The organism is Methylocaldum sp. 14B, from assembly GCF_002005105.1.
Classification (GTDB): Bacteria; Pseudomonadota; Gammaproteobacteria; order Methylococcales; family Methylococcaceae; genus Methylocaldum.
The window spans coordinates 1-24,779 of the sequence record NZ_MSCV01000050.1; the positions used below are offsets into that span (position 1 = coordinate 1).

Annotated in this window: 23 protein-coding genes; 6 read left to right on the top strand and 17 right to left on the bottom strand. The window is 60.9% G+C overall.

Annotation, left to right across the window (positions count from 1 at the left end; translation table 11 throughout):
* From B2A78_RS24500 to B2A78_RS24550, 11 genes are all read right to left on the bottom strand, one after another.
* On the bottom strand, window positions 1–272 hold a 272-nt coding region (locus tag B2A78_RS24500; protein ID WP_205780895.1), incomplete at its 3' end, for a hypothetical protein.
* A gap of 422 nt (window positions 273–694) precedes the next feature.
* Window positions 695–1,882 (bottom strand): nickel-dependent hydrogenase large subunit, encoded by a 1,188-nt coding sequence (locus B2A78_RS24505; RefSeq protein WP_077732675.1) that lies wholly within the window; start codon window positions 1,880–1,882, stop codon window positions 695–697.
* A gap of 194 nt (window positions 1,883–2,076) precedes the next feature.
* Window positions 2,077–2,253: a rubredoxin gene (locus tag B2A78_RS24510; RefSeq protein WP_240502670.1), complete on the bottom strand. Its 177-nt coding sequence runs from the start codon at window positions 2,251–2,253 to the stop codon at window positions 2,077–2,079.
* Window positions 2,254–2,255: 2 nt separating this feature from the next.
* The gene (locus B2A78_RS24515) at window positions 2,256–3,104 is read right to left on the bottom strand and encodes a hydrogenase expression/formation protein (protein WP_168175550.1); all 849 of its coding nucleotides are present in this window, start codon (window positions 3,102–3,104) and stop codon (window positions 2,256–2,258) included.
* Window positions 3,104–3,475, bottom strand: a complete 372-nt coding sequence (locus tag B2A78_RS24520; RefSeq protein WP_077732677.1) for a hypothetical protein — start codon at window positions 3,473–3,475, stop codon at window positions 3,104–3,106. Before B2A78_RS24520 ends, B2A78_RS24515 begins: the two co-directional genes overlap by 1 nt.
* The gene (hypC, locus tag B2A78_RS24525) at window positions 3,472–3,807 is read right to left on the bottom strand and encodes a HypC/HybG/HupF family hydrogenase formation chaperone (protein ID WP_346425860.1); all 336 of its coding nucleotides are present in this window, start codon (window positions 3,805–3,807) and stop codon (window positions 3,472–3,474) included. Before hypC ends, B2A78_RS24520 begins: the two co-directional genes overlap by 4 nt.
* Window positions 3,776–4,378, bottom strand: coding sequence for a HyaD/HybD family hydrogenase maturation endopeptidase (locus B2A78_RS24530; RefSeq protein WP_077732679.1), 603 nt, complete (start codon window positions 4,376–4,378; stop codon window positions 3,776–3,778). The genes hypC and B2A78_RS24530 overlap by 32 nt, the downstream gene beginning before the upstream one ends.
* Entirely contained in the window at window positions 4,375–5,061 is a 687-nt protein-coding gene (gene cybH, locus B2A78_RS24535; RefSeq protein WP_077732680.1) for a Ni/Fe-hydrogenase, b-type cytochrome subunit, read from the bottom strand. Before cybH ends, B2A78_RS24530 begins: the two co-directional genes overlap by 4 nt.
* A 10-nt stretch (window positions 5,062–5,071) precedes the next feature.
* Complete coding sequence (locus tag B2A78_RS24540) at window positions 5,072–5,659, bottom strand: HupE/UreJ family protein (protein ID WP_077732681.1); 588 nt, start codon at window positions 5,657–5,659, stop codon at window positions 5,072–5,074.
* 15 nt (window positions 5,660–5,674) lie between these two features.
* The gene (locus B2A78_RS24545; RefSeq protein WP_077732682.1) at window positions 5,675–7,468 is read right to left on the bottom strand and encodes a nickel-dependent hydrogenase large subunit; all 1,794 of its coding nucleotides are present in this window, start codon (window positions 7,466–7,468) and stop codon (window positions 5,675–5,677) included.
* Window positions 7,465–8,565: a hydrogenase small subunit gene (locus B2A78_RS24550; RefSeq protein ID WP_077732683.1), complete on the bottom strand. Its 1,101-nt coding sequence runs from the start codon at window positions 8,563–8,565 to the stop codon at window positions 7,465–7,467. Before B2A78_RS24550 ends, B2A78_RS24545 begins: the two co-directional genes overlap by 4 nt.
* Before the next feature lie 290 nt (window positions 8,566–8,855).
* Between B2A78_RS24550 and B2A78_RS24555 the strand changes: the two genes are divergently transcribed.
* The 4 genes from B2A78_RS24555 (at window position 8,856) to B2A78_RS24570 (ending at window position 15,755) form a co-directional block, all read left to right on the top strand.
* Window positions 8,856–9,983: a DNA repair exonuclease gene (locus B2A78_RS24555; RefSeq protein WP_077732684.1), complete on the top strand. Its 1,128-nt coding sequence runs from the start codon at window positions 8,856–8,858 to the stop codon at window positions 9,981–9,983.
* Window positions 9,980–12,634 carry an AAA family ATPase gene (locus tag B2A78_RS24560; RefSeq protein WP_077732685.1) on the top strand — a complete coding sequence of 885 codons (2,655 nt, stop codon included), beginning with the start codon at window positions 9,980–9,982 and terminating at the stop codon, window positions 12,632–12,634. Before B2A78_RS24555 ends, B2A78_RS24560 begins: the two co-directional genes overlap by 4 nt.
* 275 nt (window positions 12,635–12,909) lie before the next feature.
* Window positions 12,910–15,036: a hypothetical protein gene (locus B2A78_RS24565; protein ID WP_077732686.1), complete on the top strand. Its 2,127-nt coding sequence runs from the start codon at window positions 12,910–12,912 to the stop codon at window positions 15,034–15,036.
* Window positions 15,033–15,755, top strand: a complete 723-nt coding sequence (locus B2A78_RS24570) for a DUF3142 domain-containing protein (RefSeq protein WP_168175551.1) — start codon at window positions 15,033–15,035, stop codon at window positions 15,753–15,755. The genes B2A78_RS24565 and B2A78_RS24570 overlap by 4 nt, the downstream gene beginning before the upstream one ends.
* 42 nt (window positions 15,756–15,797) lie before the next feature.
* Here B2A78_RS24570 and B2A78_RS24575 read toward each other — a convergent pair whose 3' ends face one another.
* The 3 genes from B2A78_RS24575 to B2A78_RS24580 all read right to left on the bottom strand — a co-directional run bounded on the left by B2A78_RS24575 (window position 15,798) and on the right by B2A78_RS24580 (window position 18,487).
* A complete protein-coding gene (locus B2A78_RS24575; protein ID WP_077732687.1) occupies window positions 15,798–16,874 on the bottom strand; it encodes a hypothetical protein in 1,077 nt (358 codons plus the stop codon).
* Window positions 16,875–17,049: 175 nt separating this feature from the next.
* On the bottom strand, window positions 17,050–17,262 hold the full coding sequence (locus B2A78_RS25900) for a hypothetical protein (protein ID WP_143735309.1): 213 nt from the start codon (window positions 17,260–17,262) through the stop codon (window positions 17,050–17,052).
* 154 nt (window positions 17,263–17,416) lie between these two features.
* The gene (locus tag B2A78_RS24580) at window positions 17,417–18,487 is read right to left on the bottom strand and encodes a glycosyltransferase family 1 protein (protein WP_240502672.1); all 1,071 of its coding nucleotides are present in this window, start codon (window positions 18,485–18,487) and stop codon (window positions 17,417–17,419) included.
* Window positions 18,488–18,603: 116 nt separating this feature from the next.
* On the opposite strand from B2A78_RS24580, the gene B2A78_RS24585 reads away from it, so the two are divergent.
* A complete protein-coding gene (locus tag B2A78_RS24585; protein WP_077732688.1) occupies window positions 18,604–19,971 on the top strand; it encodes an MFS transporter in 1,368 nt (455 codons plus the stop codon).
* Window positions 19,972–19,997: 26 nt separating this feature from the next.
* Here the strand turns inward: B2A78_RS24585 and B2A78_RS24590 are convergent, their stop codons facing one another.
* The gene (locus B2A78_RS24590) at window positions 19,998–21,212 is read right to left on the bottom strand and encodes an alpha/beta fold hydrolase (protein ID WP_240502673.1); all 1,215 of its coding nucleotides are present in this window, start codon (window positions 21,210–21,212) and stop codon (window positions 19,998–20,000) included.
* Window positions 21,213–21,388: 176 nt separating this feature from the next.
* Between B2A78_RS24590 and B2A78_RS24595 the strand changes: the two genes are divergently transcribed.
* Window positions 21,389–22,783 carry an amidohydrolase family protein gene (locus B2A78_RS24595; protein WP_205780896.1) on the top strand — a complete coding sequence of 465 codons (1,395 nt, stop codon included), beginning with the start codon at window positions 21,389–21,391 and terminating at the stop codon, window positions 22,781–22,783.
* A gap of 302 nt (window positions 22,784–23,085) precedes the next feature.
* Here the strand turns inward: B2A78_RS24595 and gndA are convergent, their stop codons facing one another.
* On the bottom strand, window positions 23,086–24,597 hold the full coding sequence (gene gndA, locus B2A78_RS24600; RefSeq protein WP_077732689.1) for an NADP-dependent phosphogluconate dehydrogenase: 1,512 nt from the start codon (window positions 24,595–24,597) through the stop codon (window positions 23,086–23,088).
* The coding region (locus tag B2A78_RS26460; RefSeq protein WP_205780897.1) for a hypothetical protein at window positions 24,594–24,779 on the bottom strand (186 nt) is incomplete at its 5' end. The genes B2A78_RS26460 and gndA, both read right to left, overlap by 4 nt.

Here is a 24,779-nt window from a genome sequence, read left to right on the forward strand (position 1 = left end):
TCCCCGCCGAGCGTGCCGAGATCGGTCATCACGCCATCTACCATTACGAAAGCGCGGGCGCTGCCGCTGGGCGTATAGGAGTAGCCCACGACTTGTCCGACATTGTTGATGCCGGTGACAACGTCAAGGGTGCCGAGATCGGTAATCGAGTAGCGAACTGCCGCGTGAGCGTTTGAAGCGAGCCCCATCGCGGCTAGAACGGTTAACGCCTGGAGGGACGGCTTTCCGGACCAGGACCGGCCATTTCCGATCGCGTGTTTTTGTGCTTCCATGATTGCGAATACTCCTTATTGCAGAGATGCCGCGAGAGCGGCGGAAGAACGCCGAAGAATTCGGGGTCACATTTCCCATCGGCGTGGAGGAGCGCGCCCCGCCGTAATCCCGAAACCGTCGCCGAGGTTACGTAACCCCCGCGACAGCGCCATGACATGGCTGGCCGAAAATGTAACGGCAAGATCCATACCGTTCAACCCAAAAACCGCAATTGAATCTCCGAAATGCCCGCAATGTCACATCGGCCGCTCCATCCCCTCTTGAATCCTTCGGTCGACATGGGACGAACGGCCATTGGTCCAAGTTGTTCGGGGCGAGCAGGCCGGACGCTGGTCTCGACCGGCCGAAGGATCGAGCCCGGGCAACGTCGAAAGACGCGATCGACACGCTCAGGTTCAAGGTTTCCTTCCAGCGGATACGGTTACCCCTCCGCGGGCGACGCGGGGCGCTCGGCCCGTTCCAGAATCAATCGAAAATCGACGCAAGGATCGACGACATGCAGAAAAGCATCGATCCGAGCCCCGGCCGAATCCGCATCGCCGACCGTCGTGCCCAGTAGCGCCCGATACACCAGGCCGCGCGGATGAAAATTCCACTCGGTGGGCGCCAGGATGCGATAGCCGCGGACGAGACCGCCGGCTACCTCGACGCGGTGCATCAGCCGGCCGCGTGCCGCTTCCGTCTGCGCCACGCCGGTGCCGTGTCTGGGTAGCGGCGACGGGTCGGAGCCGATCGGACCGAGATGTTCGATATCCCGGATCAGCGTCCTCGCCAGGCATTTCAGTTCGACGATCCTCGCGAGCATGCGGGTGAACAAGCCGTTCCCGTAAACCGAGGAGGCTTCCCGTACCAGCCGATCGGAACTTTGGCGGACCAGGCAGCCGGTCTCGCGCGGCTCGCCGGTCCATTCGGGGGAGTCGGAATTCACGCGCGCCACTCCCGGCCCCAACGCTGCTTCCAGCATCGCGTCGGTGAACATCGGAAGCCCTTTCACGGAACAGCGGCCGAAATCGGGCCAGCCGGGCTGTAATGCGGGTCGCATCCACGCCACTGCCGCGCATGTATCGTGCTCCAGCCAATGCCGGACCGCTTCCAGGTCTGGCTGCGGCGTATGCCACAGACCGCCCAGCAAATGACTCACTAGAGCCTCGAGCTCGGTCGCCCCGACACGTAATTCAGCGGCATTCGGTTCGAAAGGCGCTGCCGGCCAGTGCACGGCATCGCCTCCGAGTGCCGCGATCAAACGCCGACACAGGGTGATCAAACGGGGCGGCCAAGGGGAAATTCGTCCGTCGGACGCCAACAGCAGATTCAGACTCAGTTCGCGAACCCGCTCCACCGTGGTCTGCAAGTCCCTAAGCCGCTCCAGATTCGGCGATACGGAAATATCCAGCGCATCTTCCAGCGCCCTAGCCGCGGCCTTGGCGTGCGCCTTCGGGCAGAGGGAAAACAGCCGCCCGAAGAGCGTGGGCACCGCTTCCGGCGGTTTGCCCAGCGCCAGGCGCTCGACCGGAAGGAGCGGCCTCGGCGTGATGCTCACGGACACGATCGTTTCGGAGGAAATGCCGCAGCGAATCAGCAGTTCCGCGGTGCCGATGTTAGTGCTCAACGGCCACCCTAGAGCAACGGTGAATCACGACCGCGCGACGGTTCGGCTATCAATAAAAACGACCGTATCAGCGCTGATCTCCCGAACAGTCGTAGGTCGGGAATCCTTTCCCGACGCAGCAGGTCGGCAAGCGGGTATTCGTCGGCAAAGGATTGCCGACCTACGAGAATCCCGGCGCCGCACGGTAAAATCCGCTAAACCTCCGAGCACGGCAGAAAGCCCGATTTCGCCCCGTCGCAACGGGGACAGCACCAGTTTTCCGGCAGGTCGGAAAAGGCGGTGCCGGGCGGAATCTGCGCCTGCACATCGCCCTCCTCCGGATCGTAGACGTGCCAGCAGACGCGGCATTCGAAGCGCGTTGCATCGGCCACGATCAGCTTTCCTTCAGCATCGCGAGCAGTTCCTCGATCCACTGCAGCGAATCCTCGAAATCCTCCTGGGTAGCCTGCGCCGCTTGCGGAATCGGGGTGATTTCCACGGTATTCAGGATCATTTGGTCGCTGGCATTGAAATACTGGACCCACCACACATTGGGCAAGCCCGTCAGACGGATGCGGCAGTCGCCGTAACCCTTGGACAATATGGACACGCCGGCCAGTCCCAGCACTTCGACCAGATAAGCCAGGTCGTTTTCGGTCATCGGCAGCAGCGACAGATTTATGACCTCGCTTTGTCCTTCCTGGAAGGCGACCGATTTGGCGAACAGCTCCGTCAATAGCGAAGGCGCGTTCATGAGGCCGTCCGGGAAAGACCGCGGCCGTTCGACGCCGGCCGTGTACGTTCCGGCATGCCGCAACACCGACGGAACCGAGCCGACTTCGAGATAGTCCCGAACGGTTCCTCCGGCGCGGAATTCGCGCAGCCGCCAAACCCCGATGAACACCGACTCGCGTATCGCCCAGCGCACATCGTCAGCATCGATCAAGGCGCTGACCTCCCCGTCGCCCAACACCTGGTCGAGAAAACGGCGGGTTTCTTCGTCGTACGAATCGAGATGGATGCGGTCCGAATCGATACCGTTCAACTCGGCGGACAAGCACTCGGCCAATCGGCGCACGACGGCGATGCCGGCCTGGCAGGCGGGAATCTCCCCCGGCAGCGGCATCGAAAAGCTGTGCATGCCTTGCGGCATCGCGAGATAGCCGCATTCGGGATCGTCAAAAGGCGTGACCGGCGCGGCGTTCTCGGTGGCCACCGGGCTGTGCTGTTCGAGCATGGTCATTAACCCTCCCCGTCCAGCCATTGCTGGATCTGACTGTGATAATCGGTCCAGGCTTGTATGCGTGCCATGATCTTGGATGTCTGGCCGTCGTTCAAGAATACCAGCGCGGGATAGACCGCAACGCCGTAGTCCCGGGCCACGGATACAACGGCCTCGGGTTTCAAGACCGCCGCTCGCAGCGACGGAAACGCGCGCAGCAGTTCCGGAAGAACCACGGCGAGATCGGCGTTCTCCGGATGGGCTTTGGGGTCGTTGAAAAAACCGACCAGGCATTGCGGATGCGCCGCGGCGAACTCGGCCAGGCCCTCTCTATCCACCAAGTTAATGGCCGGGCTGCCCGAAAGCCGATCGAACATTTCCGCCAGGGTCATGTCGGCTCCCGCAAGAAGTCGGGTAGCTGAGGCTCCCGATCCACCAGGTCGGCGAAGGCCGCGGCCGGGTCATAATGGCCGGCCATGGCGTCGCGGAGTCCCGCCAACGCGGCCTGAATTTGCGCGGCGCGCTCGGGCTCGAGAACCTCTCGGGCCGCGCCAAGAAACGTCAATACCCAGGTACCCTCCGGCTGCGATCCAACCAGACGCATGTCGACCATTCCCTCACCGTCGGCGCCCTTGCACCACGCCTGAAACGGTTCCGCTCGAACGACTTGCATCGGAACGCCTATGCACATCTCAGTCGCTCCGCAGTGCCAGAAAGCGTTCATCTCCGACTCGACAGGCCTCCCCTGCCGATGGACGCCGAGCCTCGTAGGCCGCCATGCCTAAGGGATCGGAATCCGGCCCCGCCTGCGTCCGCTTCTCGACAACGATGTCGAGTTCGGCCAGATACTGGAGGATGCGGGCCATCGCCGGTTCCAGCATGGCCTTGACCGGCTCGCTGAGACTGCCGCCGTAATCCTCCAACACGCAAGGCTGAACGCCGACGAGGTACAAATGCCGCGGCGTATGGCCGAGGAGTTCGCCCAAGGCCAGCACCTCCTGAAAGGAGACCTGATGCAGGCTCATCTTCTTTGCTCCCAAATAAGCCGGCACCTCTGCATCGCGCAATTCCACCAGCGTCCCCGGATCGCATTTGAAATCCACGGCATCGGCGATGATCAGCGTATCGGCTTCCTGCACGTAGGGCAGCAAGGCCAATCCCTGGGTGCCGCCGTCCATCAGCCGCACCGATTCGGGAAAGTCGTAGTTTCGTTGCAGCGCCTGCACGACACGCACCCCGAATCCCTCGTCGGCCCACAGTACATTGCCGATGCCGAGAATCAGAATCCGGTTCATGGCCTATCATCCCGGAAATTGCGCCAGCCGTCGATCATCGTGCCGGTCATGGATTGCCGCGACAGCCGTTGTTCGCGGATGACGACATAGACGTGGATCAAGGCGAACACGACCAGATACCACATGCCCACATGATGCCAGGTATGAACGTCCTGGCTCTGGCCGAACAGCGGAATCACCCAGCCGAACCAGCGGCTGGCCCAGCTCCCCTGCCCCAAGCCTTCGCCGTACAGCGCGAAACCGGTCACAATCATGAACAACGCGCCCAGCACGTAGAACACGAACATGGCCATGTTGGCGAGAGGATTGTGGCCCGCGTGCTTGCGCGGTTCCGGCACCAGAAACAGATACCATTTGATTTCGTGCCAGAGGCCGTCCCACCATTCGGCGCGGTGTATCGCCGGCACGAACAGCTCGCGCGCATACTGGTTGCCGACCAGCGCCCAGTAGACGCGGCCGATGAAACCGACCGCCAGTACGTAACCGGCCGCGAAATGCACGAAGCGCACATAGCCCATCAGATAGTGCTCGCTGGCTTCGCCATCCGGAGCGACCAAGGGCGAAGCGATCAAGTAACCGGTAACGGCGAGCACCACCAGGGCCAGCGCGTTTACCCAGTGCCACAGGCGCACCGGCCGTTCGTAGACATAAACCGGGTTCTGCACCGAATCGATAGCGGACATGGTAGCCCCCTCACCAGGCCTGAACGAGCAGAGCGACTCCGAACACGCTGGCGGCCCCGCCGGCGACGCGATACATGCCCGGCACCCGGAGCAGGCAACGGCCCAGCACGATGCCGAGGAGATGCAGCAAGCCCGTGGCGATCACGAATCCGGCCGCATAGGCGGCGAACGCGGCGCCTTGAGCCATTTCGAGGCCGTGGGCATAGCCATGGGCCACGGCGAAAAGGCCGACGATCATGCCAGCGAGCACGCCCGAAAGCCGAACCTTACCCAAAAGCAACAGCCCCAGCGCCAGGACCGATGCGGCAATGGCAGGCTCCGCCCCGGTGATCACCACCCCGAATGCTCCCAGCGCACCGCCCAGAACCATGGCCGCCATGAACGCCGCGGGCAATCGCCACAATCGCCCCGGCTCGGTGGTCACCAGCGCTGCCCACACGCCCACGCACACCATCGCCGCAAGATGATCGGCGCCGAGCAAGGGATGAACGAAACCGCTCGCGAATCCTTCCACCGGGTGAAAACCGGTATGGGCGACGGCCTGACCGGCGCAGATGGACAATATCAGCAACAGAAAGCTTTGTTGTTTGAAACGCATAGGATACCTCGTACGCTAGCGAACACGGATTCGCGTCAATTCCTGCCCGTCCCGGTCCATCACATGGGTCGAACAAGCCAGACAAGGGTCGAAACTGTGCAGGGTACGCAGGATTTCCAGGGGTTCTTCCGCCTTTTCGACCTGTGTGTTCATCAACGCGGCTTCGAATGCGCCGACATTGCCGGCCGGATCGCGCGGGGAACCGTTCCAGGTGGTCGGCACGATGCACTGATAATTTTCGATCTTCCCGTCCTTGACTTTCACCCAATGTCCCAAGGCCCCGCGCGGCGCCTCGGTGGTGCCGACGCCCCGTGCCTCGGCGGGCCAGGTTTTCGGCTCCCATTTGGCAACGTTGGCGGTGCTCAGGTCACCGGCCTTGATGTTCCTCATCAACTTGTCCTGGAAATGCCGCATCAGCCTTGCGCAATACTGAGCTTCCAGTCCTCGCGCGGCGGTACGGCCCAGGGTCGAGAACAACGCGTCCAGCGGCAGACCGAGGTCGCGCAGCAACTTGTCGACCGGTTCCTTGATTTCCGGCATTCCCTTTGCGTAGCCGACGATATAGCGGGCCAACGGGCCGACCTCCATGGCGTGGCCGCGCCAGCGAGGCGCCTTGATCCACGAGTATTTGGCACTCTCGTCCAGGTTTTCGATGTTGGTGCGGGTGCCCTTGGTGTTGCGACCGAGCACGAAGTTCGGTTCAGTCACGCCGTCGAAGGGATGCAGACCGATTTCGTCGTCCGGATAGCGATACCAGGAATGCGTCACGAACTCCTGGATCTGGGCCGGATCTCTCAGATCGACCTCGTGAATCTCCTTCAGATTGCCGTTGATGATGGCTCCGCGCGGCAAGCGCAGATTGTCGGCGGATGGGTCGTTGGCCTTTTCCGGGATATCGCCGTAGGCTAGCACATTGGTTGACGACAGGCCGCCGCCGTAGAGCCAATCCTTGTAGAAGGACGCGATGGCCTGCAAATCGGGTAGGTAAACCTGCTCGATGAACTCGATGGTCTGGTCGATGATGGACGAGACCAGGTTCAAACGTTCCATGTTGATCCCGCCGACCGCCCCGATGTCGTCCACGTTGATCGCGCACGGTACGCCGCCCACCAGCCAGTTCGGATGCGGGTTCTTGCCGCCGTAAACGGTGTGAATCTTGACGATTTCCTTCTGGAAATCGAGCGCTTCGAGGTAATGCGCAACGGCCATCAAATTGGCTTCCGGCGGCAGTTTGTAGGCCGGATTGCCCCAATAGCCGTTCGCGAACGGTCCGAGCTGGCCGCTCTCGACGAACTTCTTCAGCCGCGTGGCGATATCGTGGAAATACCCCGGCGAGGACTTCGCCCACGGCGAAATGCTCTGCGCGAGTTCCGAAGTTGCCTTCGGGTCGGCTTTCAGCGCGCTGACCACGTCCACCCAGTCCAGCGCGTGCAAATGGTAGAAATGCACCAGATGGTCGTGAACCTGCAGGGTTAGCTGCATGATGTTGCGGATCGAGTTGGCGTTCTCCGGAATGCTGATTCCAAGGGCATCCTCGACCGCGCGCACCGACGTCAGTGCGTGGGTGCCGGTGCAGACGCCGCAGATCCGCTCGGTGAAGGCCCAGGCGTCGCGCGGGTCCCGGCCCTTCAGGATTACCTCCAGACCGCGCCACATGGTGCCGCTGGACACCGCGTTGCGGATCACGTTGTTTTCGTCCAGGTTGACCTCGCAGCGCATATGGCCTTCGATACGGGTGACCGGATCGACGACGATGCGCTTGCCGCTGTCGTCCAGCTTGAAGCCGTTCGGCGTTTGAGTGACCGTCATACGTGTTCTCGCTCGTTCTTATCGTTTTCGGATTCTTTGCCTTTCACGTGCTTGCCGACCGAGACGGCGGCGTGGCCCGCGATCGCCGTACCGACCGCACCGGCCGCGATCAACCCCACGGTGTCGGCATTCGACTCGATGCCGAAGGCGTTCAAACCGGTCACGCGGTGGTAGAAAGGCCCTTTGTCCCAGAACCCGTCCTCGGAACAGCCGATGCAGCCGTGGCCCGACTGGATCGGGAACGACACGCCGCCGTTCCAGCGCACCGTGGAGCAGGCGTTGTACGTGGTCGGTCCCTTGCAGCCCATTTTGTAGAGACAGTAACCCTTGCGCGCGGCCTCGTCGTCCCAGGTCTCGACGAACTGTCCGGCGTCGAAGTGCGGGCGCCGATAGCATTTGTCGTGGATGCGCTGACCGTAGAACATCTTGGGACGTCCCTGGGCGTCCAGGTCCGGGAGTTTGTCGAAGGTCAGCATGTAGGTGACGACGGCGGTCATGACCTCGGCGATGGGCGGACAGCCCGGCACCTTGATCACCGGTTTGTCGGTGATCACCTTGTGCACCGGAGTGGCCTGGGTGGGATTCGGCTTGGCGGCCTGGACGCAGCCCCAGGAGGCGCAGGAGCCCCAGGCGATCACCGCGAGGCAATCCTTGGCGGCGTAACGCAGCTGCTCAACGAAAGGCTTGCCGCCGATGATGCAGAACATGCCGTCCTCGTTCAGCGGCGGATTGCCCTCCACCGCGAGGATGTAGCGGCCCTTGTACTTGCGGATGGTCTCTTCGAGTATCGCCTCGGCCTGATGGCCGGCGGATACCATCAGCGTGTCGTCGTAGTCCAGCGAGAGCATCGACAACACCACGTCCTTGGCCAGCGGGTGCGCCGAGCGGATGAAGGATTCGGAACAGCAGGTGCATTCCAGGCCGTGTAGCCACAGGACCGGCGTGCGCGGCTTGGTTTCCATCGCGTGGACGATCTGGCCGACGAACTGCGGCCCCAGGGCCAGAGCCGACGCGGTCAGCCCGCAGTATTTCAGAAAACTGCGGCGACTGATGCCCTGCCGGCGCATGACATCGTAAAAGCTTTCGGAATTCACCATCCACTCCCCCTGATATTTTTGTTCGTGTGGATCGACGGATTGCGGAAATGAGCGGCCTGATCAGACGCTCGAGCGCCTGCGGGCATGGCTCAAGCATCGTTGACGCATGGTTCGGCGCGATTCGTTTCCAAAGAGTGTGCGCCGTCACTCGCCGGCGGTCCTTGCCCAGGCTTTTTAATTCCATGTGTTTTGTGAGGTTTTTACTTGAAGATAACCGAGCTTGTCAATCGGTTATTCACGTTAAACTATTCGTCGATCGTCAATAACCCTTTACAACCGGGGACATCCGTTTGATCAAGCTACTGCACACCGCCGACTGGCAGATCGGCAAGCTGTTCGGACAGTTCGAGCCCGACGATGCCGCTCTTCTCGCGGAAGCTCGATTCAAGGCCGTCGAAAGACTCGCGAGCTTGGCAACCGAAAACCGAGTCGACCTCATGCTGGTCGCGGGGGATGTTTTCGATGCGCAGGGCGTCGCAGACAAGACCATCCACCGGCTCTTCCATTCGATGGCGGGTTTCGAAGGGCCGTGGATCTTGCTTCCGGGGAACCACGATTCGGCGCTCGCCGAATCCGTCTGGACCCGCGCGCTCCGCCTCAAGGCCATTCCCGCAAATGTGACCGTCTGCCTGCAGCCGGAGCCCGTTCTGCTCGAATCGATCGGCGTCGCCGTGCTGCCGGCACCGCTGACCCAGCGCCATACCCATACCGACCTGACCGAATGGTTCGCCGGGGCCGAGACGTCCGTCGGCATGCTGAGGGTCGGACTGGCCCACGGCAGCGTTCAGGGCATCCTGCCGGAAGACATCGATTCGCCCAACCCGATCGCCCCTGAACGTGCCGAGCAGGCGCGCCTCGATTACCTCGCGCTCGGAGACTGGCACGGCACGAAACAGATCGATCCGCGCACCTGGTACAGCGGCACGCCGGAAACCGATCGCTTCAGATCCAACGAATCCGGCCGGGCGCTGCTGGTCGAACTGTCGGAACCGCGTGCAGTGCCGACGGTGACGCCGGTCGCGACTGGCCAATACCGCTGGCATTCGGAAGCGCTAGCGCTTCAGGTGCCGAGCGATGTCGAGCTAGCGTTGCCGAAAATTTCGGCTTTCGGACCGGCGGACGTCGTGCAGCTTGAACTGTCCGGACAAACCGATCTCGACGGATACCGGCGTCTTTGCGTGGCTATCGAGCAAGCCCGCGGCAACGCTCGGAGCCTCTTGGCCGATTTGTCCGCTTTACGTCTCGAACCGACCGCGGAGGACATCGACGCCTTGAAAGCGGACGGCTATCTGGGCGAAGTCATCGCCGAGCTCCGCGCAAGCCAGGACGGAGCGGACGCGGAAGTCGCACGGGAAGCGCTGGCCCTGCTGGCGGGCATCCTCGATGCTCAGCACGCGAAAGCCGGAGGTTCCTTGTGAGACTTTCCCGCATCCGTATCGAACAGTTCAAGAAGTTCCGGCAACCGATCGAGATCAAGGACCTCGAACCGGGGCTAAATTTGTTCACCGGACCGAACGAAGCCGGCAAGAGCACGATCGTCTCGGCCATCCGCGCTGCGTTCTTTGAACGGCATCGTTCCGGCAGCGTCGACGACCTGCGTCCCTGGGGCGATACATCGGCATCCCCCACCGTCGAACTGGAGTTCGCCATCGGGGATACTCATTACAGGCTCCTCAAGAGTTTTCTCGGCAAGAAGCGCTGCGAGCTGCAGATCGGCACGCAGCGGCTGGACAGTGCCGAGGCCGAAGACCATCTCGCGGAACTCCTGGGTTTTCGCTACGCCGGCCGGGGCGCCAGCGGTTCCGAGCACTGGGGCATTCCGGGGTTGTTGTGGATCCAGCAGGGAGCCGGGCACGACATTCGGGACTCGGTGACGCATGCGATAGACCACCTTCGTACTGCTCTGAACGCATCGCTGGGAGAGATAGCCAGCAGCGGCGGCGATTCGGTTCTGGCGACGGTCGAAGCCGCCCGCAACGAGTTGCTGACTCCTTCGGCCGGCAAGCCGCGGGGAGTGTATGCCGAGGCGCTCGATCAGGAGGCTGCACTGGCGAACGCCATTCGTGAACTCGACTCGGAAATCGCCGCTTATCGCCAGAAAGTCGATACGCTCGCTGCCCTGCGCCGCGAACACGCCGCCGACGAAGCCGAAAAGCCCTGGATCGGCTTTCGCGAACAGGAACGAGCCGCGGCCGAAAAGCTGGAGGCTATCGGGCGCGTCGAAGAAACCTTAGCCACCGAGAAATTGCGCGCGACCCAGGTCGACGAGCGGATCAGGCTGCTGCACGGTCAACTGGAAACCTTCGGGCGGCAGGAGAAGGAGCTCGAAACACGCGAGGCAGAACGCGAATCCATCCGGCAAAGGCTGGAAGGAGCAACCGCGCTCGTCGAGGAATGGCAGTCGAAGCGTGCCGAAGCGGAACAGCGCCACGAGGCGGCTCGCGAGACGCTGCGCCTTGCCCGTCAGGCGGATACCCGGCTCAGCCTGACACGGGAGCTTGACGCCGGCCGGCTGAAGCTGAAAAACGCCGCCGAGGCACTCGCAAGAGCCGAGACGGAGCAGGCCGCCGTGGTCGAATTGAAACGGCAAGCCGCCGTCACCGAGATCAAGCTTAAAGATCTCGAGTTGCTGCGGGATCAACACCGGCAGATTCGCGAAACGCAAATCCGGCTCGACACGGCTGCGACACGGCTGCGCTTCGCGATCGAAGACGGCCGTAGCATCGGAATCGGCGCCGAATCGGTCACCAGCAAGGGCGAAAGACTGCTGCTCGAAACGACCCCCCTCACGCTGCCGGGGCTGGGCCAACTCGAAATCGCGCCCGGCGGCTCCGACCTGTCCCAGCTTCGCGCCGAAGCGAAAGAACTCGCCGATAGACACGAAACCCTGCTGCAGCGGCTCGGCTTGCCCTCGCTGGAAGCCGCCGAAGCGCGTTATCACACCCACACTCGACAGCTTGCCGACATCAAAACGGCCGACGCCACACTGAAAGCACTCGCCCCACAGGGTATCGAGCCGCTTCGGACCGAATTGGCCGTCCAGCAAGCGCGCGTCCAAGAAATCGAAAAAGCCCTGAGCCAGCTTCCGCCCGAAACCCCGAAGGCGGCCAAACTCCCCTCCGTCGCCGAGGCGGAAACCGCCGAGGAATCCGGCCGGCAATCGCTCGCGCGGATCAACGACAGCCTGCACGAAGCGCGGCTCGCCGCCGGCAAAGAGCAGACGGCGTTCGAAACCGCGACGCGCGAACTCGCAGCCGCGCGCGCCGTAGTAGACGATCCGCAGCGGCCCGACCGAGTGGCGGCGGCAAACCGGGACCTGGTCGACGCCCGTGCCGAGCAATCCACCCTGGTCGCCCGTATCGAGGTATTGACTCGGCAATTGGCCGAAGCACGCCCCGATATTCTGAAACAGGATATCGAGCGTTTCCGCCTCAGCGCCGAGCAGCTCGAAAAGCGCTTCAACGAGCGCCGCGACCAATTGATGAGCCTACAAGTCGAGCTTCAGACGACCGGCGCCCAAGGGCTGGAAGAGCGCCGCGCGGAACTCGCCCGCGACCACGCGCAGATCCAGCGCAGGGTCGAAGAACTGCACCGCCGCGCCGACGCGCTGGACCACCTGCTGAAACTGCTGCGCGACAAGCGCCGCGCCTTGACCCAGAGACTTCAGGCCCCACTGCAAAAACACCTCAACCGCTATCTCCAGCTCCTGTTCCCAGCCGCCTGCCTCGACATCGACGAAAACCTCTCGCCCGGCTCGCTGACGCGCGTCGGATCGAACGGATCGGAACTCGGCGACTTCGAGGACTTGAGCTTCGGCGCGCGCGAACAGATGGGCATCATCAGCCGGCTCGCCTATGCAGGGCTATTGCGCGACGCCGGCCGCCCCACCCTCATCATCCTCGACGACGCTCTCGTCCACTGCGACGAGGAGCGACTCGCGCAGATGAAACGCGTGCTGTTCGATGCCGCGACGCGGCACCAGATTCTGCTGTTTACCTGCCATCCGGCGAAGTGGCGAGATCTGGGAGTCGGGGCGAGATCGTTGGAGGCGATTCGATCCGGAACCTAAATGCCGATCCGTTTTGGAGTCTTAGCCAAGAGGGAGGATTTGCGCACTCGCGTAATCGGCATTTCCGCGGCATACACGGCGGGTTACGGCTGCCGCCTAACCCGCCCTACCGTGCTCGCAAAGTATGTAGATTTCGAAGGCTTACCTAGAATTTGTCGATAGAAGTTTCAATATCGATAAACCCAACCCTGAGAATAAGAATGAAAAACGAGCCAACCCGCCACAGCGGCGATTTTAGGGGGAAGTTTCGTTCTGGTCATTCGAGGATGAGCCGAATGAAGCTGTCAGCTAAATTTCTGATTTTTCCACTCTCTTTCGCTTCCGCCGTCGCGCTGGCATCGGGCGATGGGTGCGATTTCTGGTGCGGCGAGTTTCCCAATGCCTATTTTCTTGCGCCCGACAACGATAGCCGCGGTAACCTGGGATTATTGCTCGAAGATCAGGGCGTCGTTCATTACCGGCCGAAGGCCATGCCGTTTCATTACGGCGAGTTCATGGAGCCGGCGAATCCCGCCGCGGCGGAATCTGAAAACACCGTGACTTCCCTAGCAGCCGATCTCGGTGTTGTCGGCGGCGACAGCGTTGCGAGCGATTTGCAGCGCTTGGCGGCAAGCGGTTATGGGCGCTGCCTGACCGACAATGTTCAAGCCGTCGAGGCGTTTCTCAAGGAGCTCAAGAACGCTACCCTGCCCGGCCAGGACGGGATGCTGCTGGCTCAGGAGCGCTTGCGATTTGCAGGCTTGTGCGAGAAAGCGATGGAAGGTCATCAGCCGCTTCCGGTATCGGAGGCGGCCAAGCCCTATGCCCATTATCTCGAAGCGGCGGCGAACTTCTACGCCGGCCGATATGAGCCGGCGCTAGCCCAATTCAAGGCCCTCGCGACCGACGCGCCGGACTGGGTGCGAGAAGCTTCGCTTTACATGTTGGGACGGGTGGCTTTGAACCAGGCGCAAATCCGATTCGATATGTGGAGCGAACCGAGTGCCGAGAACATCGACAAGGCGTTTTTGGACCAGGCGGCCTCCGCCTTCGGCGATTATCTGAAGACGTATCCGAAAGGACGTTATGCCGAATCCGCCAAGGGCTTGTTTCGGAAAATTCATTGGCTGGCGGCGGACAACGCGGCGCTGGCCGCGGATTATCAAGCCTGGCTGGCGACGATGGGTAACGGCACGACGAGCGAAACCGTCCTGGATTTCATCGACGAAACCGAACGCAAGGCCGATCCGGCGGGGAACATCGTTGATGCCCTCTGGCCTTCGCCGGTTCTTGCAAGTCTCGGCACGCTTGCCTCCTGGCGGCCGCAGAACGAAGGCGAGCCGTCGGTGCCTCCGGTGGATGTCGAAATGCTCGCGGCGCATCGGGGCGACTTCGCCAACGCCGGGCTCGAACCGCTCTGGTCCTACCTCGCCTTGGCGCATGCATTTTGGATGGAAAAGAATTATCCGGAGCTGATCCGGCAGACCGCATCCGAGCGCATCGCGGCAAAGCCTTCGAACCTGGCCTACAGCCGCTGGGTATTGCGGGGACTTTCCCTAATGGCGCTGCGGCAATTTCCGGAAGCCGAAAGCCATTGGCTGGAAACGCTGAAAACCGTTGAACATCCGGGGCAAAAAATACAGGCGCAATGGCTGTTGGCCTTGACCTGGAACGAAACCGGCCGATTGGACAGTGTTTATGCCAAGGATTCCCCTGTCGCCCTCCCCGAAGTTCAGGATTACTTTATTCACAAGGCCAAACCGCCCTTATTGGAAAGCCTCCTCAAGCGGGATGATCTGCCGCCCCGTACAAAATCGCTCGCCTATTTCAGGCTGGTCAGCCAATGGGTGCGGCACCGCGACTTCGCCGCAGCCGAGCTGATATTGGCCGCTTATCCGCCCACCGAATTCGCATTGGCCGGAGACACGTTGGCGCCGCTGTCATCCGAGGGAGAGAAGGAAGGCTATACCTGTCCCGCGTTCAGGGAACTGCTCGCCGCCCTGCAAAAGACGCCGGATTCGGGACGCTGGCTTAACTGCATGGGGGATTTTCTCCGCACTTGGAATTGGAATGCCCCTGCTCCGGTCATCGCCGACGCAGATCCCGTCGATTTCGATCTCCATCGCTGGCATGAACCGGGCGACTACGGACTGCCGGCCACGCCGGCCGAGGATGCCTTCGGCGGGAAGACCTACACCAGCATGGATTATTACCGCGAAACCATCGAACGGCGTGGCCTGGCGCGAACGGATGACGACCTGGCCTATGCCCTGCATCGGGCCACTACCTGCTTCGCTTCGTCGGGCAATAATCATTGCGGCGATCAGGACATTCCCAAAGCGCAACGGGCGGCATGGTTCAAGCGGCTGAAAACCCAATACAAGAATTCGCCTTGGGCCACGGGGCAGAAATATTATTGGTGAGGCGGCGGCTTCGCGCCTGGGCGGCAATCGTTCTGGCCGGCTGTGCGTCGTGGTTCGGCAGCGCGCGCGCCGCTGTTGACTACTGGGCCTGGCATCCGAACGTGCATCTTGCGCGGATACTGGACGACGCCGGCAGACTCTATCTGTTCGAGGGCGAGCTTCTGGTGCGCGGCGGCGATACGCTTTTCCAGCGCCGCGGCTTCCCTCCCCCAACCGCATCGCCTCACCCCGTCGTTCTGGTGTACCGCCTCGAAGCCATGGAATGGCCGGAGCCGCTGCAACGGCAGGTGGAACGCGATCTCGCCGCGTTCGAGGCAAAACGTAACCAGGTCTGGGGAATCCAGATCGATTTCGATGCCCGTACCCGAAATCTCGACCGTTACGGGGAACTGCTCGGGCAGGTCAGAGCCCGTCTGCCGGCCCGTTATCGCCTGAGCGTAACGGGCCTGATGGATTGGGCAAGCCAGGGGAAGCTTGAGGATCTGAATGCCCTGCAAGGCGTGGTGGATGAGATCGTGTTCCAGGCTTATCAAGGAAAAGGGCCGATAAAAGACCACCGACGCTATTTCGAGCGCCTATTCGCCCGAGGGCTGTCTGTGCCCTTCAAACTCGGCCTCGTCGAGCACGGCCAGTACGATCCGGACGCTTTGGCCGCAGTCAGGAAACATCCGGCGTATCGAGGAACGGTGATTTTCCTGCTGCCCGATGCAAAGCGGTAGCGTGAGATAGGTAGGCGTCAGAATCATCCTGATCGCAGCCGATTAATCCCGCAAGGCCAGAGCCGATTGCTCGACGGCATGATAGAAGACGCTCGTGTCCTCGATGAAGTAGTTGAAGAAGCCACGCTGCACCGGAATCTCGATGGGAACGAGCTCGATCTCGTGGAAGCCTTGCTCCTCCAGAGCGCCTTTCAGTCGTTCGTTGCGCAACAGACGGTTGACCAACTCGATGCGGGCGAGTTGCTGGGCATAGGCGCCGTTGAACCAAAGCTCCGTCTCCAGGTCCTGAACCTCGATAAAGCTTTCCGGCAACTCGCCCACCCATTGGTACCGCTGCGGCCGCGGGATATAGATCACATGGGCGGCGCTCAACTCCGACAGAATGAACTGGCGGGCATAGGCGCCGTCGATGCGCTCTTGAGGCTTTCCATCGCGCTCAAATCCGTAAAGACTGAGCCAGAGCGCATCCCGAACCGCCTCCGCCGTGATTTTCTCCGCCTTGACCGACGGCAGATCACCGCTCTTCCGCATCTCCTGCGTGTGCGTATCGTCTGGACGTTTTTCCCGGCGCTCCTGCTGGACCGCGCGGTACGCCTCCCACGCGGCGGTGTTCATGTGAAGGTGCTCGGTCCCTAAACGCGGGCTGAAGCTATTGAAGAAAATCGCGATATCGCTGGCGTTGAACGCCTCTGCGATTTGGTGATAAATCTCCTCGGAGCGTGTCGGCACCAGGAGTTGCGCGGGAAACCAGAGATCGCACCACCGTTCCGGGGGAGTCCGATACCATCGGGAGAAAAGGCGCGTGAAATATTCCGGAATCGCCGGCCGGAACACGCCCTCGCCGCCATACAGATAAGCCAGCCACGATCGGAGCATGGATGGCGGCAGCTGGCGCCATATCTCCGAACGGGTATCATCGGCCGAGTTCTTGAATTCCTGTTCGAGGTCGTGCCCTTCCAGCCAGCGCCAGGTCCAGTAAATCATGCCGGACGTGCAGGAAAGCTGCGTCGGGGTTTTCCCTTCCTTTTGGGCGGCGTGCAGGAAGCCGGCCCCATGGGCGTTTGAGCCGCCTATCCCTCCGAGAGAAAACGCGATGTTCCTTTGGCCGTTTGCAGTCATATCCTGTCCTCCATGTTAAGCGAGATATAACTCACACATCCTTTGCCTCTCAGCCTGGCGCGATGCGTTTAGCCGCGTGCGCCAAAGCTAGCCATGAACGGTGCAGATGTTCCGCGACGGTTTCGCCAGTCATCGATTGCAGGCGAACTACTGCGCCCTTCAGGCCTTGTGCGGCTCAGTCATGCGCAAACGATGATCCTAGAAACGCCAGTTGGACGCGTCCGAGTGTGCGGCTGGCGGGCTGGATGGCAAGGCGCGACGACACCGTGGGGCCGCCCCCCACAAGGAGGAGCAACACCGCCAGACGGCTCGCCAGCCGTGCAATCGGGTGCGTAGCGACTTCACCCAAGTGGTGAAATCGGTAGAAGGTGGAACGGTCAGAATCCACAAGGCTTTTCCACTCCATCTAAGCGGTCAACTGCCGTTTCTAGGATGATGAGTTAGACCCATACGGTGCCGAGTGTCTCGCTCAAGGAGACAAAAAGTCCGTTGCGTTTTTGAAAACGGCGAAAAGCGGGGATGGCTTCGTAGCCGCGCCGAATTCAATCGGCTCTCATCGCCATCGGGACCAAGTTTTCAACGAACTGTCGGGAACATGCGTCCCACGAAAATTCCCGTGCATAACGCCGGCACTCCTGCGGATCGAGCGACAAGGCTGTAAGGGCAGCGTGCCGGAGATCGTTGTCCAAGATACCCACGCGGTCGTCCCGGATCACGTCCCGTGTGCCCCGCAACGGATAGGCGGCGACCGGAACGCCGCAGGCGAGCGCCTCCAGCATCACCAAGCCGAAGGTATCGGTCCGGCTGGGAAATACCAGGACGTCCGCCGCCGCCATGTAGCGGGCTAATGGCTCTCCGGTCCGATAGCCCACGAAGCGGACCTCGGGATATTTCATTTCCAGCTCTTTTCGTTGCGGCCCGTCGCCGACGACGTATCGGGTGCCAGGCAGATCGAGGCGGAGAAAGGCCTCGATGTTCTTTTCGATGGCGACACGGCCGGCGTACAGAAATATCGGGCGCTCGTCCCCGAGAAAATCCTTTCCCCAGGGCCGAAAGAGTTCTGTGTCGACACCCCGCGACCAGCGCACCAGCCTGCGAAAACCCTTAGAGGCCAACTCGTTCGCGAGAGATTCCGTTGCGACCATGACCCGATGGCTTCGGCTGTGGAACCAGCGGAGATACGTCCAGCTCACGCAATAGGGTATGCCGGCCCGGAGCTTCAGATATTCGTGAAAATGACTATGGTAGGACGTTGTATACGGAAATCCTTTCGCGCGGCAGTAACGGCGAGCCGCGAAGCCGATCGGCCCTTCGGTGGCTATATGCATCGCGTCCGGCTTGAAGGCTTCGATCAGAGGCCGAAGACGGGGGCCGCACAGGAAGGACAGCCCCACAGCGGGGTAACCGGGACACGGCCAGGTTCGAAACCGATCGGGCGTGATGATTTCGACCGTGTGTCCCGACTTTTCCAGCGCGCGACGGGTATTCGTCAAGGTCGTGACGACGCCGTTGATTTGAGGATGCCAGGCATCGCTGATCACGATAATCCGCAAAACTTCCTCCTGGGCATGATCGGCGAAGCGCACCGTCGATTTTTCGGGCGGTGCCGGCATACGAATGAAATGCGGCCGCCCGGTTTAAAGAGACCACTGGAAACCGGACCGCTTTCCAGCATTGAAATCGTCAGCAAGGCGGGTAGACTCCGGGATTATTGTCTTTCCGCAATATCATGGACAGACCGCCGCTTCACCACAAGATCATGCTGTACTATGCGGCGCCGCATCTCACGCATGCGGTGGCGACCTTGCCGGTGGCGCTCTTCGTTCCCGCCTTTTACGCCGATGACATGGCTTTGCCGCTCGCCGGGGTAGGCATGGCGATCGCCGCGTCGCGGGCGCTGGATATGGTCAGCGATCCCCTCATCGGAATTTTGAGCGACCGCCTCAAGACGCGATGGGGCCGCCGCAAGCCTTGGATTGCCATCGGGACGCCGCTCCTGATGCTGTCCGCCTGGATGATCTTCGCACCGGCCGGCAAGGTTTCGCTGCTCTATCTGTTTGTCTGGGCGAGCCTGCTCTTCTTCGCCTTCACCCTGGTGGATCTACCCCACAAGGCATGGGGCGCCGAACTCTCGACGGACTACACCGAGCGTACGCATGTAGCGGCCTGGCGCGAAGGATTAGGCGCGCTTGGCCAGATATTGTTCCTAGGCGTGCTGTCCGTCTTGGATTATCTGGGGTACGTGGAAAACCGTGATCAGCTCCGGGTCATCGCCATCATCATCGTTGTCAGTTTACCGCCACTGGTGATCGTGGCGCTGACCAAAGTGCCGGAATTTCCGTCTGAGGAACTGGCGGGCGAACGCCTCGGCGGTTGGGCGGGGCTCCGGCTGGTATTGCGCAATCAGGCTTTCATGCGGACCTTGATTACCTTGCTGCTGCTGGGTACGGCGGTCCTGATTCAAGCCACGCTGCATCGACTGGTATTGACCCATGTGGTCGGCCGCCCCGACATCTTCGCCACGATGATCCTTGCCGAAAACCTCGTCTCGCTTGCCATGGTGCCGGTTTGGATGGGTATCGCGAATCGCATCGGCAAACATCGGGCGATCATTCTCGCCGCGCTTTGGATCGGATTGTGGAGCTTGGGGTTTCCCTGGGTCGACCGGGGCGATACGGTGCTCTATGTGACCTTGATCATATTGAGAGGCGCAAGCCTGGCTTCGATTTTCATGTTGGCGAACTCTATCGCTGCCGATGTGGTCGATCACGACATCGTCGCGTCGGGCCGGCAACGGACGGGCCTCTTTTTCGCGGTGTGGGGCATAGCCATCAAACTGGCCGTCGCCCTGGGCGTTCTCTTGGGCACCGCCCTCCCTGCCGCCTTCGGTTTCGAGCCGTCCGCCCCCGTTCAAGCCCCCGAAGCGAAAAAATGGCTATTGGTGATTTACGGCTGGCTGCCGTGCCTGGTCATCGCGTCGGGGCTGCCGATCATGTGGAATTTCCCGATCGACCGTATTCGACAGCGGGCGCTACGGGAACAAATCGCTGCGCGGCGAGCCGGCGTTTTCAAATCGGACATAGGCGGGGCGGCCTAAGTCGCCTCTTTAACACGCTCATGGGATCATCGCGTATTATTCGCTCTCTCGGCGGCAACTTGGTTTATGGAGCTAAGACGGCGGTCCAGCCATCCCTCGATTTTCCTGAGCAGTTCGTGACGCAATGGCGGCGCGGAAAACAGCTGTTCGTGGTGAACCTTATCGATGAGCGGCAGGATTTGGTTATCCGGGTGCTTATCGAAGGTCTTGCCGGCAAAATCGTGACTGCCCCAGGCCGGCGTGATCGGGTCGCCGGCGGAATAAATGAGGAAATAAGGGGTGGACAACTCCTCCATATGCCGTCTGAAGCGAACGATCTCCCCTTCGACGCCCTTCACGTAGCGCAGGATGCTGCGGCGGATGATATAGGCGTCGGCGCGGTGGCGTGCCCTCTCGTCTTCCCAGTCGCTCAAGTAATCCGGTACCCAACCCGGTGTCGTGGGGGAAAAGATATGCCGCAGGCCCGGCCACGACAGCACCTCGAACAGTCCGTCCAGCAAAGGGACGGTAACGAGCGCCAATGCCTGGTTGGCAATCAGCAACGGAAGCAGCTCGCCATGAGAACGAAGAAAATGCTCCTCGGCGTAAAAGGACAGCTTCACGACAGGCGTTTGAAAATAGCCGCGCCAGCCCGGAACCTCGGTCACCGAAAAGGCGGGGCCTAGGAATACGATGCCTTGTATCCGGGATCGTAAATCGTCCCCCGGCGCTTGTTCGAGCAGATAAGACGCTGAGATCAACGAACCCAGGCTGTGGGAAAGGATAAAAATCGGAAGACCCGGTTTGCCGCGCTGATCGCAGACCTCGATCAGGCGCCGCAGCACTTGATCCAAGTCTCGCCGCATCGGCTCCAGATTGCGCAAGCTCGCCTGCGCCAAATAGGCATCGCTGACGTCGAACTCGGAAGCCCCGCCAGTAATGGCCCGGTCGGCGGCCAACAGGCTCGGATTGGACAAGCCGTGAGCGTAAAGATCGAAACCCGCCACGATGAAACGCCTCGCAAAATAGGCGGCGATCTCGTCGTAGCGGCCGATGTATTCGTTCATGCCGTGGACGATCAGGATACAGGCCGGAGCGACCGCGGGTCGTGGCGGCATTTGGACGCGCATCGGCAACGGGCTGTCGCGGTCATTTCTGGACAGCCATACCTCCTGTCCCCATCGGGGATAGGGTTGGGTGACGAACTGCCGGTGAGCGCAACCGCACGACATGGACAAAACCAGGATGAGAATCAACTTCACAATGGTATATCCGAAGGGTAGCCAAGGGTATGTTTGCGCGCAGGGGCGCAATGCAGATTGCGGTCGTGGTAGTGATGCCTGAGCGACGAGAGTACCTGCTTGGACCGTGACAATCGCTTTCTCCGAGCGTAGCCTGATCACGGCGCGATTCGCTTTTCTGTTCAGGAGATCGATTCATGATCGAAAACGTCCGCCTCTGTCGTCCGGCGATCATCGCCTTTTTCCTGATCGCTTGGGCAGTCCTCTTCTGTTCGGTGTCTTTGGCCGAATCCGCCAAAACGCTGATTCGAAATGCCTCCCTCATCTTGACCATGGATTCCTCGGTTGGCGCGGGCGATTTGGGGATCGTGGAGAACGCCGATATTCTGATCGAAAAAGACAAGATCGCGGCGGTCGGCAAGCATCTGCGAAGTACCGGGGGGCGTGTCGTGGACGCCACCGGGATGATCGTCATGCCGGGCTTTGTCGATGTGCACAATCATCTGTGGCAGTCGCTCATCCGGGGCTGCGGCACAGACCAGGACCTCATGGGTTGGCTGGATGCCTGTGTGCTTCCCTTGTTCGACCCGCAAATTACCGTGTCGCGCTCGGAGGCCTATGCCGGCGTACGGCTGAGCACGCTGGACCTGATCGACACCGGAGTCACCACCACCGTCGAATGGTCCCACGCCTTTACGCCGGAATTCGTTCGGGGAGAACTCCAGGCGCTGACCGAATCAGGGCTGCGTTTCGTGTTTGCGTATTTCGGACGCGACGACCCTGGCGTTATCGCCCATATGAAGCTGGTCAAGCAGACCCTGATCGATCCCAATCCCAAGGCGAGTTTTCAGGTTGCATCCCACCCGGCTGACGCATTGCGTCAGGACGTCAAGGCGATGGCGAAGCTGGCCAAGGAATTGGGCGTAAAACACCATGTTCACCTGTTGGAAAATATCGAGGACCGCGACGAAAACATGTTCGACGTACTCGCGGAGTCGGGCGCCCTCGGCCCGGATCTCCTGGGTGCACACGCAATCCACCTCACCGACGAGGAAATCGGGATACTCGCAGCCCAGGACGTGCGCGTTCTCCACAACCCGATCAGTAATATGCGCTTGGCATCGGGTGTGATTCGCCTTCCGGAGCTAAAGCAAGCCGGCGTTCAGGTAGGTCTCGGCCTGGACGGGGGAACGAACGACACCAGTGACATGTTCAATAACATGCGGGCGGCGGTAGGACTGCAGCGCGCCAGGACGCTTCGACCCGACGTGTATCCAACGGTCTCGGACGCATTGCGCATGGCCACCGTGGACGGGGCGAAGCTGCTCGATATGTCCGACCGTGTGGGCTCGTTGACGCCTGGCAAACAGGCCGACTTGATCATCCTAGATCCGGAGAAATTCAATTTTGCCCCACGTGGGGATTGGGTTAGCCAAATCGTGTTCAACGGCCAACCTCGAAATGTGGAATGGGTCTTCGTGGGAGGGCAAGTGCTGAAGAATAACGGGAAAATACTCGGCGTAAACCCGGCGAAGGTTATAGAAGCCGCGCAGAATGCGGCTAACCGAATTCAAGATGCTCTCGAGCCGTAACTCAACTATCGTCCATGCGGAATGCGCGCGTACGGGCGACTTAGAGCCGTAGGTCGGCAATCCTTTGCCGACCAAGCCATTTATCGACCCGCTATGTCGGGAAAGGATTCCCGACCTACTACAGCCAGGAGGCTGCTAACCCAAACTGTAAAATGCTGTAGAGCAATCGAACCAGAGTTAGCCGACGGATCGGTCAGCCGTTTGATTTCAGCATTAACCCGTCGGATGGCACGTCGGTTGTGCTGGTCGTATCGGTTGCTCCAGGGCTCCCGAATCGAAAACAGAAGCCGGAAATATTCCGTTTAGACCTCTATCTGCGGACGATCGGGCGTCGGCCAGTCGAGATGAAAGAACTTGCCTCGTGGCTGATCGGTCCGCTCATAAGTATGGGCGCCAAAATAATCGCGCTGCGCCTGCAACAAATTGGCGGGGAGCCGGGCGCTCCGGTAGCCGTCGAAATAAGCCAGTGCGGAACTAAACGCCGGGACGGGCATGCCGTTCTGTATGGCGATGGTTACGGTCTGCCGCCAGCGGCTTTGCCCTTCATGCAGTACGTCCTTGAAATAAGGATCTAGCATCAGGTTCTTCAGGCCCGGATTGCGGGTGTAGGCGTCGGTGATCTTTTGCAGGAAGCGCGCGCGGATGATGCAGCCGCCCCGCCAAAGCTGCGCGATGGTTCCGAAATCGAGCGTCCACTCGTAGGCTTTTTGTGCTTCCGACAGCAACTGAAAGCCCTGAGCATAGGCGCAAATCTTGGAGCAATACAGCGCGCGCCGGACCGCATCGATGATCTCTGCCGAATTGGACGCCGGCTGAAGATCCGGGCCTTTCAGCAATCGACTGGCTTCGACCCGCTCCTCTTTCAGGGCCGACAACGCACGGGCGAATACGGCTTCGGCGATCGAATTTGCCGGTGCGCCCAGTTCCAATGCGCTGGCAGCCGTCCACATGCCGGTGCCTTTCTGGCCGGCTGCATCCAGCACCTGGTCGACCATGAAACCGGGGCCTGCCGGATCCTTCTGTCCCAGGATGTCCCCGGTGATTTCGATGAGATAGCTGGACAGTTCGCCGCCATTCCACTCGCGGAAGATCTCCCCGATCGCGCCGGCATCCAGCCCAAGCAGATGTTTCATCAGCCAATAAGCTTCGCAGATCAACTGCATATCGATGTACTCGATGCCGTTGTGCACCATTTTGACGTAGTGCCCGGCTCCGTTCGGTCCGATATACGCAGTGCACGGTACGCCGCCCTCCACCGGTTTTCCGGGCGCGGCGCCTTCCAAAGGTACGCCACTTTGCGGATCGACCTTAGCGGCGATGGCGCGCCAGATCGGCTCGAGCTCGGCCCAGGCGCTCGGGCTGCCGCCCGGCATTAGAGAAGGTCCGAACCGCGCGCCGGTTTCGCCACCCGAGACGCCGGAACCGATAAACCGAAATCCCTTTGCGGTCAATTCCTTGTCTCTGCGTATGGTGTCCAGCCAATGCGCATTGCCGCCGTCGACGATGATGTCGCCTGGATCGAGGTGAGGCAGCAGGCTTTCGATGGTGCGATCGGTCGGTGCGCCTGCCTTGACCAGTAGAATGATCTTGCGGGGACGCCGAATGGCTTGGGTGAACTCCTTCAGATCGGTAAAGCCCAGGACGCGCTCGCCGGATGGCTCTTTCTGCCGACAACGCGTCATGAACTCCGCTGTTTTCTCGGAGCTGCGGTTGTAGACTGCGATGGAATAGCCGTGATCGGCGATGTTCAGCGCCAAGTTTTGGCCCATGACCGCTAATCCTATTAGCCCGATGTCCGCACTGTCACTGTTCATAATGGCACCTCTTGTTGCTGGATAATGAGCGGAATTTCCAAATGGCATTTAATCACGCCGGTCGTTGCTTGAACCAAGCAAGTGATTACCGTGCGTAAAGAAAGTAAAGCCCTATTCGAATCGCTCTCACCCCCCTCTTCCAGAGGGAGAGGGGGCACTTGTGGCTTTACTTTCTTAACTAT

What these genes read in the sequence shown, in the direction of transcription:
- B2A78_RS24515 (WP_168175550.1), bottom strand. Translation starts at nt 3,104, where the DNA reads ATGACCATGCTCGAACAGCACAGCCCGGTGGCCACCGAGAACGCCGCG.
- B2A78_RS24520 (WP_077732677.1), bottom strand. Translation starts at nt 3,475, where the DNA reads ATGACCCTGGCGGAAATGTTCGATCGGCTTTCGGGCAGCCCGGCCATT.
- hypC (WP_346425860.1), bottom strand. Translation starts at nt 3,807, where the DNA reads ATGAACGCTTTCTGGCACTGCGGAGCGACTGAGATGTGCATAGGCGTT.
- B2A78_RS24530 (WP_077732679.1), bottom strand. Translation starts at nt 4,378, where the DNA reads ATGAACCGGATTCTGATTCTCGGCATCGGCAATGTACTGTGGGCCGAC.
- cybH (WP_077732680.1), bottom strand. Translation starts at nt 5,061, where the DNA reads ATGTCCGCTATCGATTCGGTGCAGAACCCGGTTTATGTCTACGAACGG.
- B2A78_RS24540 (WP_077732681.1), bottom strand. Translation starts at nt 5,659, where the DNA reads ATGCGTTTCAAACAACAAAGCTTTCTGTTGCTGATATTGTCCATCTGC.
- B2A78_RS24545 (WP_077732682.1), bottom strand. Translation starts at nt 7,468, where the DNA reads ATGACGGTCACTCAAACGCCGAACGGCTTCAAGCTGGACGACAGCGGC.
- B2A78_RS24550 (WP_077732683.1), bottom strand. Translation starts at nt 8,565, where the DNA reads ATGGTGAATTCCGAAAGCTTTTACGATGTCATGCGCCGGCAGGGCATC.
- B2A78_RS24565 (WP_077732686.1), top strand. Translation starts at nt 12,910, where the DNA reads ATGAAGCTGTCAGCTAAATTTCTGATTTTTCCACTCTCTTTCGCTTCC.
- B2A78_RS24575 (WP_077732687.1), bottom strand. Translation starts at nt 16,874, where the DNA reads ATGACTGCAAACGGCCAAAGGAACATCGCGTTTTCTCTCGGAGGGATA.
- B2A78_RS24580 (WP_240502672.1), bottom strand. Translation starts at nt 18,487, where the DNA reads ATGCCGGCACCGCCCGAAAAATCGACGGTGCGCTTCGCCGATCATGCC.
- B2A78_RS24585 (WP_077732688.1), top strand. Translation starts at nt 18,604, where the DNA reads ATGGACAGACCGCCGCTTCACCACAAGATCATGCTGTACTATGCGGCG.
- B2A78_RS24595 (WP_205780896.1), top strand. Translation starts at nt 21,389, where the DNA reads ATGATCGAAAACGTCCGCCTCTGTCGTCCGGCGATCATCGCCTTTTTC.
- gndA (WP_077732689.1), bottom strand. Translation starts at nt 24,597, where the DNA reads ATGAACAGTGACAGTGCGGACATCGGGCTAATAGGATTAGCGGTCATG.